Annotated in this window: 15 protein-coding genes; 5 read left to right on the top strand and 10 right to left on the bottom strand. The window is 71.7% G+C overall.

Annotated features, from left to right (window positions below):
- Positions 1 to 59: 59 nt before the first annotated feature.
- The 4 genes from ACZ49B_RS09720 to ACZ49B_RS09705 all read right to left on the bottom strand — a co-directional run bounded on the left by ACZ49B_RS09720 (position 60) and on the right by ACZ49B_RS09705 (position 3,231).
- Positions 60 to 1,433, bottom strand: coding sequence for a chloride channel protein (locus tag ACZ49B_RS09720; RefSeq protein WP_468302615.1), 1,374 nt, complete (start codon positions 1,431 to 1,433; stop codon positions 60 to 62).
- 58 nt (positions 1,434 to 1,491) lie between these two features.
- Positions 1,492 to 1,791 carry an SHOCT domain-containing protein gene (locus tag ACZ49B_RS09715; RefSeq protein WP_468302612.1) on the bottom strand — a complete coding sequence of 100 codons (300 nt, stop codon included), beginning with the start codon at positions 1,789 to 1,791 and terminating at the stop codon, positions 1,492 to 1,494.
- 45 nt (positions 1,792 to 1,836) lie between these two features.
- A complete protein-coding gene (locus ACZ49B_RS09710; protein WP_468302609.1) occupies positions 1,837 to 2,310 on the bottom strand; it encodes a DUF6325 family protein in 474 nt (157 codons plus the stop codon).
- 189 nt (positions 2,311 to 2,499) lie between these two features.
- Entirely contained in the window at positions 2,500 to 3,231 is a 732-nt protein-coding gene (locus tag ACZ49B_RS09705; protein ID WP_468302606.1) for a GAP family protein, read from the bottom strand.
- A 176-nt stretch (positions 3,232 to 3,407) separates the two neighbouring features.
- On the opposite strand from ACZ49B_RS09705, the gene ACZ49B_RS09700 reads away from it, so the two are divergent.
- The 3 genes from ACZ49B_RS09700 (at position 3,408) to ACZ49B_RS09690 (ending at position 7,641) form a co-directional block, all read left to right on the top strand.
- A complete protein-coding gene (locus tag ACZ49B_RS09700; protein WP_468302603.1) occupies positions 3,408 to 4,379 on the top strand; it encodes a YhjD/YihY/BrkB family envelope integrity protein in 972 nt (323 codons plus the stop codon).
- A gap of 105 nt (positions 4,380 to 4,484) precedes the next feature.
- Entirely contained in the window at positions 4,485 to 5,906 is a 1,422-nt protein-coding gene (locus tag ACZ49B_RS09695) for a DUF2252 domain-containing protein (protein ID WP_468302600.1), read from the top strand.
- A gap of 100 nt (positions 5,907 to 6,006) precedes the next feature.
- Positions 6,007 to 7,641, top strand: a complete 1,635-nt coding sequence (locus ACZ49B_RS09690) for an MFS transporter (protein ID WP_468302598.1) — start codon at positions 6,007 to 6,009, stop codon at positions 7,639 to 7,641.
- Here the strand turns inward: ACZ49B_RS09690 and ACZ49B_RS09685 are convergent, their stop codons facing one another.
- Complete coding sequence (locus tag ACZ49B_RS09685; protein ID WP_468302595.1) at positions 7,642 to 8,946, bottom strand: hypothetical protein; 1,305 nt, start codon at positions 8,944 to 8,946, stop codon at positions 7,642 to 7,644.
- A 283-nt stretch (positions 8,947 to 9,229) separates the two neighbouring features.
- Here ACZ49B_RS09685 and ACZ49B_RS09680 point away from each other — a divergent pair, with 283 nt between their 5' ends.
- Positions 9,230 to 9,595 carry an SHOCT domain-containing protein gene (locus tag ACZ49B_RS09680; protein WP_468303368.1) on the top strand — a complete coding sequence of 122 codons (366 nt, stop codon included), beginning with the start codon at positions 9,230 to 9,232 and terminating at the stop codon, positions 9,593 to 9,595.
- Between the two features lie 137 nt (positions 9,596 to 9,732).
- Here the strand turns inward: ACZ49B_RS09680 and ACZ49B_RS09675 are convergent, their stop codons facing one another.
- Both ACZ49B_RS09675 and ACZ49B_RS09670 read right to left on the bottom strand, forming a co-directional pair.
- Positions 9,733 to 10,797, bottom strand: coding sequence for a lysostaphin resistance A-like protein (locus tag ACZ49B_RS09675; protein ID WP_468302592.1), 1,065 nt, complete (start codon positions 10,795 to 10,797; stop codon positions 9,733 to 9,735).
- A 272-nt stretch (positions 10,798 to 11,069) separates the two neighbouring features.
- The gene (locus ACZ49B_RS09670; protein WP_468302589.1) at positions 11,070 to 11,261 is read right to left on the bottom strand and encodes a hypothetical protein; all 192 of its coding nucleotides are present in this window, start codon (positions 11,259 to 11,261) and stop codon (positions 11,070 to 11,072) included.
- Positions 11,262 to 11,540: 279 nt separating this feature from the next.
- Between ACZ49B_RS09670 and ACZ49B_RS09665 the strand changes: the two genes are divergently transcribed.
- A complete protein-coding gene (locus tag ACZ49B_RS09665; RefSeq protein WP_389410825.1) occupies positions 11,541 to 11,714 on the top strand; it encodes a hypothetical protein in 174 nt (57 codons plus the stop codon).
- Between the two features lie 13 nt (positions 11,715 to 11,727).
- On the opposite strand, the gene ACZ49B_RS09660 is transcribed toward ACZ49B_RS09665, so the two are convergent.
- From ACZ49B_RS09660 to ACZ49B_RS09650, 3 genes are all read right to left on the bottom strand, one after another.
- Positions 11,728 to 12,837, bottom strand: a complete 1,110-nt coding sequence (locus ACZ49B_RS09660) for an ATP-binding protein (RefSeq protein WP_468302586.1) — start codon at positions 12,835 to 12,837, stop codon at positions 11,728 to 11,730.
- 271 nt (positions 12,838 to 13,108) lie between these two features.
- Positions 13,109 to 14,122, bottom strand: a complete 1,014-nt coding sequence (locus tag ACZ49B_RS09655; RefSeq protein ID WP_468302583.1) for a TolB-like translocation protein — start codon at positions 14,120 to 14,122, stop codon at positions 13,109 to 13,111.
- Positions 14,119 to 15,480: an MFS transporter gene (locus tag ACZ49B_RS09650; RefSeq protein ID WP_468302580.1), complete on the bottom strand. Its 1,362-nt coding sequence runs from the start codon at positions 15,478 to 15,480 to the stop codon at positions 14,119 to 14,121. Before ACZ49B_RS09650 ends, ACZ49B_RS09655 begins: the two co-directional genes overlap by 4 nt.
- Between the last annotated feature and the right edge of the window lie 25 nt (positions 15,481 to 15,505).

Below are 15,505 nucleotides of genomic sequence, written 5' to 3'. Positions count from 1 at the left end.
GAGCGGGCAGCCACCCCCTCGTGGGTGTCCGCGAAGTCCTGCCTGGCCCGCGGCGCCCCCTAGCGTGCGGGAGCGGCGGGCTGGGGTGTACGGCCCACCGGCGGGATCGGCGGGCCCGGGGGCAGGAGTTCGGCCGTCACGAAAGCCACGACGGTGGCGAGGATCGCCACCGGGATCATCTCGGTGCTGCCCATGACCAGGACCACCAGCACCACGCTGCTGACCGGCAGCCGCAGCGCGCTCACCGTGGCGGCCGCCATGCCGGCCGCCAGCCCGGCGCCGATGCCCAGGCCGGGCAGCGGCGAGCAGAGGACGCCTGCCGCGGCGCCGAGGAACAGGGACGGGAAGATGGGGCCGCCGCGCAGGCTGCCCAGACACAGGGAGAAGGCGGCGCCCTTGCACAGGAGAACGGCGATCAGGGCGCCCACGCCCCAGGCGTGCGGATCTCCGGCCAGCTGGCCCAGCGTGGCCTGGCCCGAGGAGGCCACGTCCGCCGGGGAGCGCCCGGTGCCCAGGGAGTAGGCGGCGGCGCAGACGCCGGCGGCGAGCGCGCAGAGCGCCGTGACGGTCAGGGGCCGTCTGGCGACGTGGACGGCGGTCAGCCGGCCGCCGTACTGGACCAGGTGCACGCCGAAGGCGATGACCACGGCGATGAGGATCGACCAGACCACGTCACCGACGTCCAGACGGGGGAACTGCGTGCCCGACTTCAGCTTCAGATCGCCGGTCTGCAGACCGGTCCAGCGGCCGAAACCGGTGAACACGAGCGAGCCGATGCCGCTCGACAGCAGCGCGGGCAGCATGACGGCGAACAGCTGGGGCCCGCCCACGCCCACGACCTCCATGAGCAGCACCGCGCCGATCAGCGGATTGCCGAAGATGGTGGCGATCGCCGCAGCGGATCCCGCCGCGCCCAGCAGCGCGGTGCTCATCGGTGTCTCCGGCGTTCCGGTGAGGTGGCGCAGCGCGATCGCGAGTCCGCCGCCCAGCGCGATGAGCGGGGCCTCGGGGCCGAGCGTGGCGCCGAGCGGCAGGCTGAAGACGGCCGCGAGGACCACACCGGGCAGGGCTGCGGCTCCGGGACCGCCCGGATGCAAGCCGGACGCGGGGATGTGCCCGCCCGCCCCGGGGAAACGGGTGACGATCTGCCCGACGCACACACCCGAGATGAGCAGGAGCGGCAGGGGCCACCACCACGGCGGAGTGTCGTGGCCGAGGGCGTGCGGGAGGTCCGTCCACACCAGGCTCTCCAGCTTCTGGAGCCCGGCGAGGAACCAGAACGCGGCCAGCGAGACCGGGATGCCGATGAGCCCGCAGAACACCAGCGTCTTGAGGTATCCGGGAGCCCGGAGCAGCTCGCCGAGCTTCTGGGCCTCAGCGGGCCGCGACGGCGGTGGCTGCGGACCCGGACTCGGCTGCGTCGGCTGCGTCATGGAGCCGTTCCTTCCCGTCCCCCGTCCCTCACCGGTGCGTCCGGTACAGGGTGCTCTGTCAGCCGAGGAGCCGACGCTTCTGTTCGGCGAATTCCTCCTCGGTCAGCACTCCCTGCTCCTTGAGGGTGCTGAGCTGCTTGAGCTGGTCGATCTTGGTGCTCATGTCGTCGGCAGCAGGAGCCGCAGCAGGAGCCGCAACAGGGGCCGCAGCCGGGGGCGGCGCTGCAGCCACCGGCTCTTCCACGGCTTCCTGCTGGGCCCACCGGCCGGCCTGCCGCCGGGACACCCGGTTGGACACGGCGGTGGCGGTGCCGGCGATGACGGCCGTACGGGCGACTCCGCGAAGAAGTCCGGGCATGGTGCTCATCTCCAGGGGTGCGGTGAAGCAGGGCTGCGGCCGTCCTCACTCGTCGCCAGGCGGTACCTCCATGGCCTCCAGCGACGCGAGCAGCGCCTGCACGGGAATCCGGCCGGCTGCCACGAGCTGGGCGCCTCCGCGCCGCAGTTCACGGGCGAACGGCGCCGCCCACCTGTTCTCGTACACGATGATCCCCGCCGAGTTCCCGGGTTCCAACGCGATGCCGGCGTCGTCGATGTCGCTCTGGTCCAGCAGGCCGGACGAGGCTCCTTCGAAGACCGACAGGTCGACCTCGTCTCCGAAGTCCTTCAGCTCCACCGCCGTCACCGAGCCGTCCAGGTCCTTGCGGACGAAGACCAGGTCGAAAATACGGATGATGCCGCGATCGACGAGATCGACGAGCATGGGGAGTCCCTTGCCCGTCATCCGGTTGCCCTGGAACTCGATCACGACGTAGTCCACGGGACCCATGTCGTCGATGTCGCCGAGCCCGTTTGATTCCTCGACCTCGCTGCTCATGGCTGCTCCTGTCGGGCTGGGGGAGGGAGGGACGTCGGGCCGGCCGCCGGTGGGCGACGGACGGCGGGTGGCCGGGTACGGGCGGTACCGGAGCGGATGTCCCTCTGCTCATTGCAGCACCGGGCACGGACCTTCGCACATCCGGAAGCGTCTCTGTCGCACGAGCCGGGCGGCCGGCGGCCCGACTGGTCAGCTGGTCAGCTGGTAGATGCTCTTGGCGGTCAGCCACAGGCCGAGTGCCAGGCACAGGACGACGATCGCCTGCTGCGAGTGGGCCTTCAGCCATCCGCGCATGCGCAGGAGTCGGGCCTGCGCCACCTCGGGGGAGAACACGATGTACAGCTCGGCGGCCAGCAGGCTCGCGGTCGCGAGCAGGCAGAAGCCGAACAGGGCCGCGTAGGTGGCCGCGTGAGAGGTGTTCGCCTCAAGTACCGTCGTCGCACCCGCCGCCACCATGCCCCACGGCTGGACGAGCACGGCCAGGCCGGCCGCGGCCCAGACCGAACTGCGGTCGAGGCCTTCGGCCACCTGGTCTGCCCGTTCTTCGTGAGCCTCCGGGCCGGGGGATGCCGCAGCACTCTCCGGGGCACCGGACGCAGCACCGTCCGCAGCACCCGCCGGCGCCGCGGCGCTCGCCTGCATGAGGCGGCGGCGGTGCAGTCCGTAGAACACCAGCCCGATCCCGATGGCCAACTTGACCGCGAGTCCCGCCACGCTGGGCGGGGAGCGCGGCGGCGGGGGCTGGCCGTCGGTCAGCGCGAGAACGACGGCGATCACCGCGACGAAGCAGGCGAGCCAGGCGAGAATGAAGGCGAGGCCCTTCCAGACGCCCCTGGCGGACGACACCACGAGTGCGAACGCCATCATGGGCAGCGGATAGAGCGTGATGGCCAGCGCGATCAGCATCAGGTCGAGAACCATGGCGCCCCCAGCGCGTGACGACGTACCACGTCGACCCTACGCAGCGGACCCGCCTTCGACATCTTTTCCGGGTGCGGTGCCGGCACCGGTTCGAGATGCCGCTCCCGGCGGCATCCTCCAACCTGGACGCACACGAAGGAGAGACCCATGGCGACGACTGCTCCGCAGGTGCTGTCGTGGCTGCCGGGCCGTTGTCCGTCTCCCTCTCCACCGTCCCACTCCCCGGTGCGCTGATGGCCTCCGGCAAGCGGTCGCACAACGCCATCCACCCCTCGTGGTGGCGGACCCGGACGCGCAAGGCGGCAGTGAGGGCGCGGCGCCTCCAGCGAGAGGCGGAGACCCGCTTCCCGGTGATCACCCATGTGGCGGAGCGCATGGTGGCGGTGAACATCTTCGACTCCGCGACGCGGCTCGCCGCGCAGTGCTTCCTCACCGCCGTGCCGCTGGTCTTCGTCGTGGCGTCTTTCGCGCCCGAAGGCCTACAGCAGCAAATGGCCGAATCAGTGCGCGCGGTCTTCGGGCTCACCGGCGAGGCGAGCGAGCAGCTGAACGACATCTTCGGCGGCACCGACAGCGAATTCCAGAATGCGGTGGGCCTGGTGGGCGCCCTGATGGTGCTGCTGTCCGCGACCGCCGTCAGCCGCGCCATGCAACGCCTGTGCAAGCGGGCGTGGGAGATTCCGCGGACGGGGGTCCACATCGCGATCTGGCGCTGGGTCGCCTGGATCGGTGTCTGGCTCTGCGTGCTGGTCGTGCAGGGACCGATCCGCGACGGGTTCGGCGTCGGACTGTGGCTGGGCGTCCCCCTCACGTTCGTCTTCCTGGCCCTGGCGTGGTGGTGGTCGCAGCACCTCCTGCTGGGCGGACTGGTGGGTTGGCTCGCCCTGTTGCCGGGAGCGGTGCTCACCGCCCTGGGCGCCACCGCCCTCTCGCTCGTCGCACGCTTCTACATGCCGCGCGCCCTCAATCGGGCGCTGAGCGACTACGGGTCGGCCGGTTCGGTCTTCGTCCTGCTGTCGTGGCTGATCGTGGTCTGCGTGGCCATCGCCGTCGGTGTCACTGCGGGCGCCGTCCTGGCGCAGGAGCCGTTCCTGGCCGGGCGGCTGGGCAGCCCGCTCCCCAAGCGGCTGAGGGACGCCCAGGGCTGAGCGGGCCGGGGGCCGTGCCCCGGAGCCGAACCGCACCGTACGGCGCCGCCGGGCCGGGAGTGCCATGCTGGGCAGCAGGGGCGCGCGTGGCCTGGAGGTGCAGCGATGGCAATGCATGCCGCAGGGGCGGAGAACGGCACCCGCGGGCTGTCCGCCGCGGAGCGGGCCGAGCGAGGTCGCGCCGCCCGGCGCCGGGCGCCCCGCTCCGGGCACGGGGAATTCGAACCGTCCGCGGACCGGAAGGACCCGGTGGACGTGCTCGAAGGGCAGTCGGCCGGCCGGGTGCCGGAGCTGGTGCCGATCCGCTACGGGCGGATGTCGCAGTCCCCGTTCCGCTTCTACCGGGGCGCCGCCGCCGTCATGGCAGCCGACCTGGCACACACCCCGGACTCGGGCCTTCGGGTCCAAGTGTGCGGCGATGCCCACATGTTGAACTACGGCCTCCTCGGCACCCCGGAGCGCAATCTGCTGTTCGACGTCAACGATTTCGACGAGACGCTGCCCGGACCGTGGGAGTGGGACGTCAAGCGGCTGGCCGTCAGCCTGGCCATCGCCGGGCGGGAGAACGGCTTCAGCGATCGCGAGCGCGCCGCGATCGTCCGGTCCGCGGGCCGCTCCTACCGCGAGCAGATGCGCCGCTACGCCGCCATGCGCCACCTCGACGTCTGGTACGCGAGGGTCGACGCGGAGCAGCTCCAGACCCTGGGGGCGGCCGAACTGCGCTCCCGCGGCCGCAAGCGGCTGGCCGACGAGCTGGCCAAAGCACGCGGGCGGGACAGCCTGCAGGCTGCCGGGAAACTCACCGAGGTGGTGTCCGGCGAGCGCCGGTTCAGATCGGTACCGCCCCTGGTCACACCGCTCACGGAGCTGCTTGCGGACAACGAGCGCGGCCCGCTGGAGGAGCAGATCCGGGAAATGGTCGAACAGTACGGCCAGACCCTTCCTTCGGACCGGCGGTACCTGCTGCGGCAGTTCACCGTCGTCGACATGGCCCGCAAGGTGGTGGGCGTCGGCAGTGTGGGCACCCGGTGCTGGATCATTCTGCTCCTGGGCAGGGACGGCGACGACCCGTTGATCCTCCAGGCCAAGGAGGCCGGCGAGTCGGTCCTCGCCCCGTACGTCGGCGCCGGCGAGCATTCCATGCAGGGCGAACGGGTGGTGGCCGGGCAGCGCCTGATGCAGGCAGCCAGCGACATCTTCCTGGGCTGGTACCGGGCGACGGGCATCGACGGCCGCCAGCGGGACTTCTACGTACGGCAGTTGCGGGACTGGAAGGGGAGCATCGAACCGGAGCTCATGGCGCCCCGGGGCATGCAGGCGCTCGGCGACGTGTGCGGTGCCACCCTGGCCCGGGCACACGCCCGGTCCGGCGACCGGATCGGCATCGCCGCCTATCTGGGCAGCGGCGACGTGTTCGACCAGGCGCTGGTGCGGTTCGCGGAAAGCTATGCAGATCTGAACGAGCGCGACCACCAGGCCCTGATGGACGCGGTGGCCTCGGGCCGGGTGCCGGCGGAATCGGCGTGAACACCGGCGGGCGCTGCGGGCGCCCCGCCTCTGTGCCAGTCGGCTGACCTGCCCGGCGAGGCGACATGTGGCCGTCCGGAGCCGTGGGAGGCTCCGTTACATGACAGCCAAGGCACACCCGACATCCGCGGCAGGGGCGGCGAAGGGCGCACGGGTCGTCCTGCTGACGCTGGCGGCCGGCCAGTTCCTGATGGCCCTGGACAGTTCGGTCATGAACGTCTCGATCGCGACGGTGGCGGAGGACATCGGCACCACGGTCAGCGGCCTGCAGGGCGCGATCACCGCCTACACGCTGGTCATGGCGATGCTGATGATCAGCGGTGGCAAGGTCGGCGCCCTCGTCGGCCACAGGCGGGCGTTCATGATCGGCTGCGTCATCTACGGCTGCGGATCCCTCATCACGTCACTCGCCCCGAACCTCACCGTCCTGCTGCTGGGCTGGTCGTTCCTCGAGGGCGTGGGAGCGGCGCTGATCATGCCGGCGATCGTGGCGCTCGTCGCCTCGAACTTCACCATGGAGCGCCGGCCGGCCGCGTACGGGCTGGTCGCCGCCGCAGGGGCGATTGCGATCGCGCTGGGGCCGCTCATCGGCGGCGTGGCGACGACGTTCTTCTCCTGGCGCTGGGTGTTCGCCGGGGAGGTCGTGGTCGTGCTGGCCATCCTGCTGCTCGGCCGCCGGGTCGCCGACGCGCCCCCCGACCACAGGCCGCACATCGACGTGGTGGGCGCGATCGTGTCGGCGCTGGGCATCGGGCTGTTCGTCTTCGCCGTGCTGCGTACGAGCGAGTGGGGCTGGTTCCGGCCCAAGGCCGGCGCACCGTCCTGGTTCCACCTCTCACCGATCGTCTGGCTGATGATGGCCGGCCTCTTCCTCCTCTGGCTGTTCTTCCGCTGGGAGGCACGTCTGGTCGCACGCGGTACCGAACCTCTCGTGGATCCGGAGCTCCTGGGCAACCGGCAGCTCACCGGCGGCCTGACGATGTTCTTCTTCCAGTACCTCGTACAGATGGGCGTGTTCTTCGTCGTCCCGCTCTACCTGTCCGTCGCCCTGGGCTTGTCCGCCGTCAAAACCGGCGTACTGATCCTTCCGCTTTCCATCTCGCTGCTGGCCGCCGCGGTCGGGATCCCCAGGTTCCGGCCGGACGCCTCACCGCGGCGCGTGGTGAAACTCGGGATCCTGTCCATGTTCGCCGGCGCCGTCGTCCTGCTGGCCACCCTTGACGCGGATTCCGGTGCTGGCGTCGTCACCGTCCCGCTGCTGCTGATCGGACTGGGGATGGGGGCCCTCGCCTCCCAGCTCGGGGCGGTCACCGTCTCGGCCGTCCCGGACGAGCAGAGTGCCGAGGTCGGCGGAATCCAGAACACCGTCACGAACCTCGGCGCGTCGATCGGTACCGCCGTCGCCGGGTCGATCCTCATCACCGTACTGACCTCGTCGTTCCTCGCGACCATCGAGCAGAACCCGGCCGTCCCGGCCGAGGTCAAGAGCCAGGCGAACGTCCGGCTCTCGGGGGGCGGTCCCTTCCTGTCGGACGCCCAGCTCACCGCCGCCCTCGAGGATGCCGGTGCGGAATCGGAAGTGACCCAGGCCGCACTCGACGCGAACGCCACCGCGCGGATCGACGGGCTGAGGGCCGCCCTGGGGATCCTCGCCCTGGCCGCCCTGACGGCGCTCTTCTTCACCCAGCGCATCCCCGCGACCCAGCCCGGGTCGGCGCGGCCCTCAGCCCGGTGACTACACGGAACCCGGCGGTTTTCCGCCGGCCGTCGCCGTGGTTGCGGAGTCCTCGGCGACGAAGTCCGTCACGGCAAGGGCGAAGAGGAGTGCGAGGGCGAGCCCCAGGACGACCCAGCCGGTCGGGTGCGGCCACAGGATGAAGGCGAGGACGGCGGCCGCCACCAGGATCCAGGTGATCCAGGCGCGGTGGCGACCGACGAACGGGCCGACCGGGCCCGTACGCAGGCCCGCGTGGTCGGCCGTGGCCCGGGTGGCAGCGATACCGGAGTGCCACACCTGGCGGACCACCGTGGCACGGCGTCCCGGCCCCGAGAGCCAGGCGGCGAGCGCGAGCAGTACGCCGAGGACCACGACCGTGCGGACGGCGGTCCGCAGGAGGCGGATCAACGCGTCGTAGACGGCGCCGGCGGCCGGCTGGGAGACGGTGTCGGGCAGCGCGTTGAGATAGACCGTACGGAAGACGGTCAAGGCGATGCCCAGGACGAGCGCCGCGGCGGCGAAGCCGAGGGCTGCCGCGACCAGGGAACGGCGCCGGTGGGCTGCCAGCAGGACGCCCACGACCGCGAGGATGACGGCGATGATCGGCAGCCACAGGCCGACGATCTCGAGCAGCCGGAAGCCGGTCTTGACCCGGCCGATGTCGTCCGACCGGAGAACGGTGAAGTCGGTGTGGATCTCGGGGATCTTGCCGGCGACGGTGAGACCGGAGTCCACGAGCCGCGTCTTCACCTGTTCGATGACCGGGGCGAGATCCACGGTCACCGAGTCGTTCTTGATCTCCACGGCTCCCTCGTCGCTGCCGGTCAGCGCGCGTACGAGGGCGGTGTGGATCGTGCGGTTCGCGCCGGTCCAGATGGTGGCGAAGGCATCCGACGCGACGACGTCCTGCGCCTTGTCGTGCACGAAGCTCCGGATCGCGCCCTCGAGGCCGTCGCCCAGCTTCCCGAGCCCCTTCTGCAAGAGCGGCCGGTCGTCCGGCGCCACGCCCTCGAGCAGGGCAGGCAGGTCGAGGTGTTCCATGACCGCGCCGGTGACCCGGTTCGCGGCGGCCGCCTGGACGTCGGGGTTGGAGGCGAGCGGGGCCACGGTGGCGACGTAGCGGTCGGTGTCGCCCACGATGTCCGCCGTCCAGGCGGCGACGATGCCCAGGGGGGCAAGGACGCAGCCGATGACGATCAGCAGCGCTGACAGGAACGCGCGCATCCGGTGCCGAGGCGGCCGGCGCTTCGCGGCCTCGCTCTCCAGTGTGGCAACCCGGGCCCGCAGTGCGGCGAGCTCGCCCTGGCTTTCGTCGTCCGGCATGACAGCCCTCCTAGGGGTCGTACTCAGGCAACCCCGGCCCGCTCCATCCGGCGAGTGGAGGTGACCCGACCGGGTGAGACCTGTCGATACGGTCCGCGGCCTGCGGTGCGGCCCGGCGAGCACGGCGGTTGCGCCGTCCGTTGCGGCGCGGGGGAAGCCGTACGGGGCCGCTCGACATGCGGAACGCAGGGGGCGAGCCAATACTGCTGATCGCGGGCATCGGGCCCGCCCGAAGGAGGCATCCGTGGACGACGACTACCCGGCGCTGAGCATCTTCTGGTCCATGCTCTGGTTCTTCCTGTGGATCATGTGGCTGTTCCTGCTGTTCAAGATCATCACGGACATCTTCCGCGACCACGAGATGAGCGGCTGGGCCAAGGCGGGCTGGCTGATCTTCGTCATCGTGCTGCCCTTCCTCGGCGTACTGGTGTACGTCATCGCCCGCGGCAAGGGCATGACCCAGCGGGACGTCAAGCAGGCCAAGGACAACGAGGCCGCCTTCCAGGACTACATCCGCCAGACGGCGGGCACCGGTCCGGCCGGCGGATCGGGCGGCGCGGACGAGCTGGCCAAGCTCGCCGAGCTGAAGGCCAAGGGCGCGCTCACCGAAGAGGAGTTCCAGCAGGCCAAGACGAAGCTGCTCACCTGACGCGCTCGGGGCCCGGTGCCGAGCGCGCCGACCGCGTGGGCCTGGCCGAGTTCGTACAGAGCGGTGGGGACGCCCCGGATGTCCGCGGGGTCGTCGAGGGCAGCGAGGGCCGTAGGCGCCGAGGACGACCTCGGCACCTACCTCATCGGCGGGGGGAGCGGCAGCGTGAGCCGGGGGTGCGGGCTGCGGTCGGCGACGCCGTGCCGGGCGCCGAGTTTCGCGATCAGCAGGCAGTAGGCGGGAGCGCACACCAGCTCGAGGACGAGCGCCTGCCACGGTGCATCTGCTGCGGTTCCGGAATCGGCCAGTTGCCCCAGCGCGAGCGCAATGCCGTAGGACAGTACGTTGTTCGCCGTGTGGATCGCGATCACCGCCTCCAGCCCTCCCGTACGGATGACGAGCCAGCCCCACCACACCGCGGAGTAGAAGAGCAGCGCGAACCCCGACCACGCACCGAACCCGTGGGCGAGGGCGAAGAGCAACGAGGCCACGACGATCCCCGGCCACGGCGAACGGAGGAACCCGCCGAAGAACTGGGCGAGCCAGCCCCGGAAGACGAACTCCTCGGCCGCGGCCTGGAACGGAACCAGCCCCAGGAACACGGCCGAGCCGAGCAGCAGCGGCAGCCATCCGGGGAATTCGCCCGCGAGGCTCTCCGGGCCGTCCTCCACCCAGCCCCAGAGCACGAGAACGCCCATCTGGAGGGCCATCAGGGGGAATGCCACCGCAGCGCAGCGGGCGAGCCAATGCCAGCGCAGCCGCCCCAGGACGGAGACCACCGTTCCGGCGGGCCGGCGGCCACACGCACGGACCGCCAGCAGGACGACGGGAATGCCGACCGCCAGGCAGAGCAGCCCCATGGCCTCGTCCGCCAGCGGGTCGGACAGCAGCCGGTCACTGCCGTCGGGGGCGAGCTTCAGTCCCAGTCCGTGGCCGATCGCCATGCCGGCCGCGGTGACGGCTATGAGGCCCACCGCCAGGAGGACCGTGACGAGGAGAACCTCGCCGAGACGCCCGAGTGCGCCCTGCCGCCCGTTCCTCGCCTGCTCGTGATACATCGAACCGGCCGGCGCGGCCACGAGGGCGGGGGGTGGGAGGTACCCGGCAGGGGGAGCGGGCCGGCCCTGCGGCGGGCCCCAGGGGGCCGCGCCACCGGAAGGGCCGCCGCCGTCCCACACCTGGGCGTTCGGATCGGCGGGCATGAGCCTGCCGTCCGGATGGGGAGTCTCTGACACAGGTACGGCCCGCCTCTTCCCGTTCGACTGTCTGCGCGCCCATTCGATCACGCGTACGTGGCGTACGTCGCGCAGGGCGTCGGTCGACGGCGGCCGGACCCCGGTCAGTTGACCGGCCGCCTGGCCTCGGCGCGGACCTTGAGCGTCGTCCCGGCCAGCCGGCCGAGGTCGACGGAGGCGGGGTTCTGCTCGGCGATCTCGGCGACGACGGCGACCGAGGCACTCGTGTTCTCGTCCGCTCAGGCGCACATCGGGAGGGTGGACGTGGCGCCGCCCCGGACCGACGTCAGCACCTGACACGTCAGGGTGACGTCGGAGCCGGCCGGCGTGATCTCTTTCGGGGAGACCGCCACGGTCATGCCGTCGGCTTTCGCGGCCCCGTCCATCATCTTCCTGCGGCTGCCGACCGGGTCCTTCAACTGGCCGTACATGCCCGAGAGGGCGAGGACCGCCGGCTCCGTCGGCGAGCCGGACGTGTACTGGGCGGCGACGGGCTCCGGGTTGCGGACCTTCGAGTCGCTGCGGAGGGAGCTGGTACTGCTGTCCGCCGCACGGATTCGGCTGTTCGCTACGTCACGGCTTACGCGCTTCCCCGCCGGGGTTGCGGGAATTCAGGTCCTACCGGCAGGTATGGGACCGTGTTCCGCCCAGGTTTGATAGGAGTTGGCGTAACCGGTGCGCCAGTGCGCCTGAGCGGGAAGGGCACGATCATGCTGGAGTTTCCCAAGCCGCGAGCCCTGGTGTGCTCGTACTGCCAGGCCGGCCCGAAGGACGGGACGGCCCGGACCCTGTCGGCTGAGGCCGGAATGCTGACGGTCACCTGGCACACCGCGTCCTGCCCGCACTACGCGGCGGACCGCATCCTGGCCGACAAGCGCATCTGACCGTCCGCCGGCCCTACGTGGCGGCCGAGTTGCGGATGACGGCCGCGGCCTCGTTCGGGTGGTGGTTCAGCCAGGCCGTGAGGTGTTCGTGGACGACCTCCTGGACGTAGGCCCTCGTCGGGGTGCTGCCGAGCCTGGTTCGGGTTGCGCCTTCGAAGCAGGGGTCGTCGAGCGTGACCGAGACGACTGCCGTCAGGCCCCTGCCGATGGCGTCGCGGGTGAGGTCGTCGTCGGCCTCGGGCAGCAGTTGCTCCTGCCGTGCGTACGCGTCGAACGCCTTTGACAGGGCGGCCCAGAAGCCCGCCTCGTGCGTTCCGCCCTCGTGCGTGCGGATGCCGTTCGCGAAGGAGTGGACGCTCTCGCCGTCGGACGTGTCCCACTGCAGGGCGATCTCGACGGAGATCGTGCCGTCCTCGTTCTCCGCCTCGAAGGCGATGACGGTGGGGTGGATCGCTTCGCCCTTGCGGGAGTTGAGGTGGGTCACGAGGTCTTGGGCGCCGTGCTCGTAGGAGTGGCGGACCGAGCGGGTCGTGTTTCGCCGGTCGGTGAGGGTCAGGGCCAGGCCCTTGTTCAGGGCGGCCAGCTCCCGGAAGCGGTCCGACAGCGTGGCGAACGAGAACTCCGTGTGCTCGAAGGTGTCGGCGTCGGGCCAGAAGGTGATCGTCGTGCCGGTCCCGGTCGTTTGCCCGTGCCCGGCCGGCGGAGCGAGCGGGACGCCCCTCTCGTACTCCTGAGTCCAGCGCAAGCCGTCGCGCCGGACCTCGACCTCGAGGCGGCTCGACAGCGCATTGACGACGCAGATGCCCATGTCGTGAAGGGTGCAGGCGCGGAGCTCGGTGAGTACGGCTTCGATGCCCGGCTTTCCGCCGGACTCCTCCACCTCCACCGGGATGCCCCGGCCGTTGTCGGCCACGCGCAGGCCGCCGTCGGCCGTGATCGTGACCTCGATGGTGTCGCAGTGGCCGGACTGAGCCTCCGCCACCGCGTGACCGACGACCTCGTACACCATGCGGTGCAGACCGCGCTCACCGATCGAACCGATGTACATGCCCGGCCGCTTGCGTACGGCTGCCACGCCTTCCCATACCTCGATGTGACTGGCGTCGTACGACGTCTCGCTCATGAAGGATCCTCTCTGGGCGATCTTGCGCGGGGACGTGCTCCATTCTAGGGAAGAAGGGGGGAAAGCCCAGGTCAGAGTGGATGTGCGGAGGGCGCGGGGTGGCGTGTGCGCGGCGACCCTGCAGGGGGTGGACCCGGACGGTTGCGGGCGGGCCCCGAGTGCCGCCACGGTCCTGCGGAAGGCTCTCACGAGGGCGAATTCGGCTGCGCCCAGAGGTGTTTCTCCGGCGATCTCCGACGCCGCACGCCGCTCACGGCGTGGCGCTGAGTACTCAGCCGAGGCGCGTCGGGGAGGAGGCCGCCGGGGCCAGGACGCGCGGGGTGCCCGTGCCGTCCGCCGGGACCGTCCAGAGATCGGTGGTGTCCGCCCGGCCCTCGGCGGGCAGGGCGTAGGCCAGCGTGCGGTCGTCGAGCCAGACGGCCTGGTCGTCCACGCTCCGCTTCTCCGCGAGCGGCGTCTCGCGCAGCGTCCCCAGGTCCAGTACGTGCTCGCGCCACAGCGAGGCGCCGCGCGCGACGCGCTTCTTGTACGCGACCCGGGTCTCGTCCGGGGACAGGGAAGGGCACTCGACGTTCTGGGCGAGGGTGGTGACGCTGCGCCGCGAGACCGAGCCCTTCACCAGGTACGTCTGGCCGGCGGTGCCGAGGGTGGCGTAGAAGGTGTCGTCGTCCTTGGAGAAGGTGACGCCCCAGAAGTTCACGTCGCCCGAGGTGTACGGCCGCCCGTCCAGCTGGATGGAGAACTTCTCCAGGTCCGGTTCGATCGCCCCGGTGCGGGTGTCCACGATCGCGGTGCGCGTGGAGAAGAACGCGGCGCCGTACGACTCGCCGGAGACGAACACCGTCCAGGCGGCGAAGTGCCCGCTCGGCGAGACCCGGGCCCGGGAGGGGGTGCCCGCGAGCGGGAAGCTGCGCAGCGTACGCAGGTCGGAGTCGACGATCAGGGCCCGGTTGTCCTGGGCGAGCGCGCCCGGAGCGGAGTTCAGGCACACGCCGGTGCCGGCGGCCGCGTGGAAGCGCCGGCAGGTGAGGCCCGACGCGGTGCGCTCGGCCTCGGGTGACTGCCCCGGGACCGAGACGAGGGCCCCGCGGTGCGGGCCCTGCGCGCCGTTGAGGAAGGCCAGCCGGTCCTGCCGCCCGAGCGTGACCGGGCCCTGGGCGACCGCAGGGTCCCCCTCGTGCGTCTGCTCGGCCCGGGCGGCGGCACGCAGCACCAGCGCGGTACCGACGCCCCCGAGGAGCAGCACGGCCACGGCGAGTACGAGCAGCCGGCGTGAGCGGGTCATCGGGTTCCTCGGGGGTGTCGGGCCCGTTCGGGAGCGGTGTCCGCGGCCGCCGGGCGGAGTACGAAGCCGGCGACGGCCGCGCAGCAGCACAGACCGGCCGCGGCGGCGGCGAGCGCCGGGCCGGCGCCCCAAAGGGTCCAGGCGGCGCCGAAGGCGAGCGAGCAGCCGAAGCGGGCCAGCGCCTGGCTGGTACCGACGACGGCGAGGCCGGTGGCCCGCAGCTTCGCGGGGACGGTCGCGCCGACGGCGGCGGGCAGGACCCCGTCGGTCGCGGCGTAGAACAGGCCGTGCAGGACGAGGACCAGGTACGGGAGGGCGGGCCAGTGCGGGGCCCACAGCAGGAGCCCGTACCCGGCCAGCAGGAGGGCGTGCCCGGCCAGGAACACCGTACGGCGGCCGATCCGGTCGGCGAGGGCGCCGGCCGGCACGGCCAGCAGCAGGAACACCGCGGCGGTGCCCAGCGGGAGCAGCGGGAACCACTGCTCCCGGATGCCGGTGCGGTCCTGGAGCAGCAGGTAGAGGAACGCGTCGCTGACGGTGGTCAGGCCCAGCAGGGCGGCGCAGAGCGCGAGGGCGCGCAGCCGGGGCAGCCGCAGCAGGGCCGCCGCCTCGCGCAGATTCACCGCCTCGGCCGGCTTCGGGGAGTCCGGCTTTACGGAGGTGCCGGAGACCGGGCCGGCCGGCCCGGTCGGGTCGAGGCCCACGCCCGACGGGACGAACAGCATGAGCACCACGACGCCGAGCACGGCGACGCACGCGCTGACGCCGAAGACGGCGTCGTACCCGCCCACCGCCATGTTCAGGATGAAGAAGGCGGCGAGCGGGCCGAGCAGGGCCCCGGTGGTGTCCATGGCGCGGTGGACGCCGAACGCGCGGCCCTGTGACGCGGCAGGAGTGGAAAGGGAGATCAGTGCGTCGCGTGGAGCGGTGCGCAGACCCTTGCCGGTGCGTTCCAGGGCGAGGACCACGCCCACCGGGCCGAGGCTGTGGGCGAGCAGCAGCAGCGGCTTGCACAGGGCGGACAGGCCGTAGCCGATGCCGGCGATCAGCTTGTGGTTGCGCACCCGGTCCGCGAGGTGGCCGCCGGTCAACTGCACCAGCGCGCCCACCCCGTTGTAGACGCCGTCGAGCGCGCCGAAGCCGAGCGGGCTCAGCCCCAGTCCGGCGACCAGGTACAGGGGCAGCACCGCGGTGACCATCTCGGAGGAGACGTCGGTGATCAGGCTGACCGTGCCCAGCGCGAGGACGGCCGAGGCGACCGCGGGGGCCCGGCCGGACCCGCCGTCCGGTGCGTTCTCGGGTGCGGTCTCCGGTGCGGTCTTCGCGCCGGCGGGTGCGGAGCGGTCCGCGAGGTACATGCTCTCGAGCTCCCGGTGCCGACGG

It is taken from the genome of Streptomyces sp. NPDC031132 (genome assembly GCF_055570595.1).
The sequence above is the reverse complement of the archived record's forward strand: the minus strand, read 5'-3'. Positions and strand labels throughout refer to the sequence as shown.

Bases quoted from the DNA above. Each gene is read 5' to 3' on its own strand.
- ACZ49B_RS09660 (WP_468302586.1), bottom strand. From the start codon at position 12,837: ATGAGCGAGACGTCGTACGACGCCAGTCACATCGAGGTATGGGAAGGC.
- ACZ49B_RS09655 (WP_468302583.1), bottom strand. From the start codon at position 14,122: ATGACCCGCTCACGCCGGCTGCTCGTACTCGCCGTGGCCGTGCTGCTC.
- ACZ49B_RS09685 (WP_468302595.1), bottom strand. From the start codon at position 8,946: ATGCCGGACGACGAAAGCCAGGGCGAGCTCGCCGCACTGCGGGCCCGG.
- ACZ49B_RS09715 (WP_468302612.1), bottom strand. From the start codon at position 1,791: ATGCCCGGACTTCTTCGCGGAGTCGCCCGTACGGCCGTCATCGCCGGC.
- ACZ49B_RS09710 (WP_468302609.1), bottom strand. From the start codon at position 2,310: ATGAGCAGCGAGGTCGAGGAATCAAACGGGCTCGGCGACATCGACGAC.
- ACZ49B_RS09665 (WP_389410825.1), top strand. From the start codon at position 11,541: ATGCTGGAGTTTCCCAAGCCGCGAGCCCTGGTGTGCTCGTACTGCCAG.
- ACZ49B_RS09650 (WP_468302580.1), bottom strand. From the start codon at position 15,480: ATGTACCTCGCGGACCGCTCCGCACCCGCCGGCGCGAAGACCGCACCG.
- ACZ49B_RS09680 (WP_468303368.1), top strand. From the start codon at position 9,230: ATGCTCTGGTTCTTCCTGTGGATCATGTGGCTGTTCCTGCTGTTCAAG.
- ACZ49B_RS09695 (WP_468302600.1), top strand. From the start codon at position 4,485: ATGGCAATGCATGCCGCAGGGGCGGAGAACGGCACCCGCGGGCTGTCC.
- ACZ49B_RS09705 (WP_468302606.1), bottom strand. From the start codon at position 3,231: ATGGTTCTCGACCTGATGCTGATCGCGCTGGCCATCACGCTCTATCCG.
- ACZ49B_RS09690 (WP_468302598.1), top strand. From the start codon at position 6,007: ATGACAGCCAAGGCACACCCGACATCCGCGGCAGGGGCGGCGAAGGGC.
- ACZ49B_RS09670 (WP_468302589.1), bottom strand. From the start codon at position 11,261: ATGTACGGCCAGTTGAAGGACCCGGTCGGCAGCCGCAGGAAGATGATG.
- ACZ49B_RS09675 (WP_468302592.1), bottom strand. From the start codon at position 10,797: ATGCCCGCCGATCCGAACGCCCAGGTGTGGGACGGCGGCGGCCCTTCC.
- ACZ49B_RS09720 (WP_468302615.1), bottom strand. From the start codon at position 1,433: ATGACGCAGCCGACGCAGCCGAGTCCGGGTCCGCAGCCACCGCCGTCG.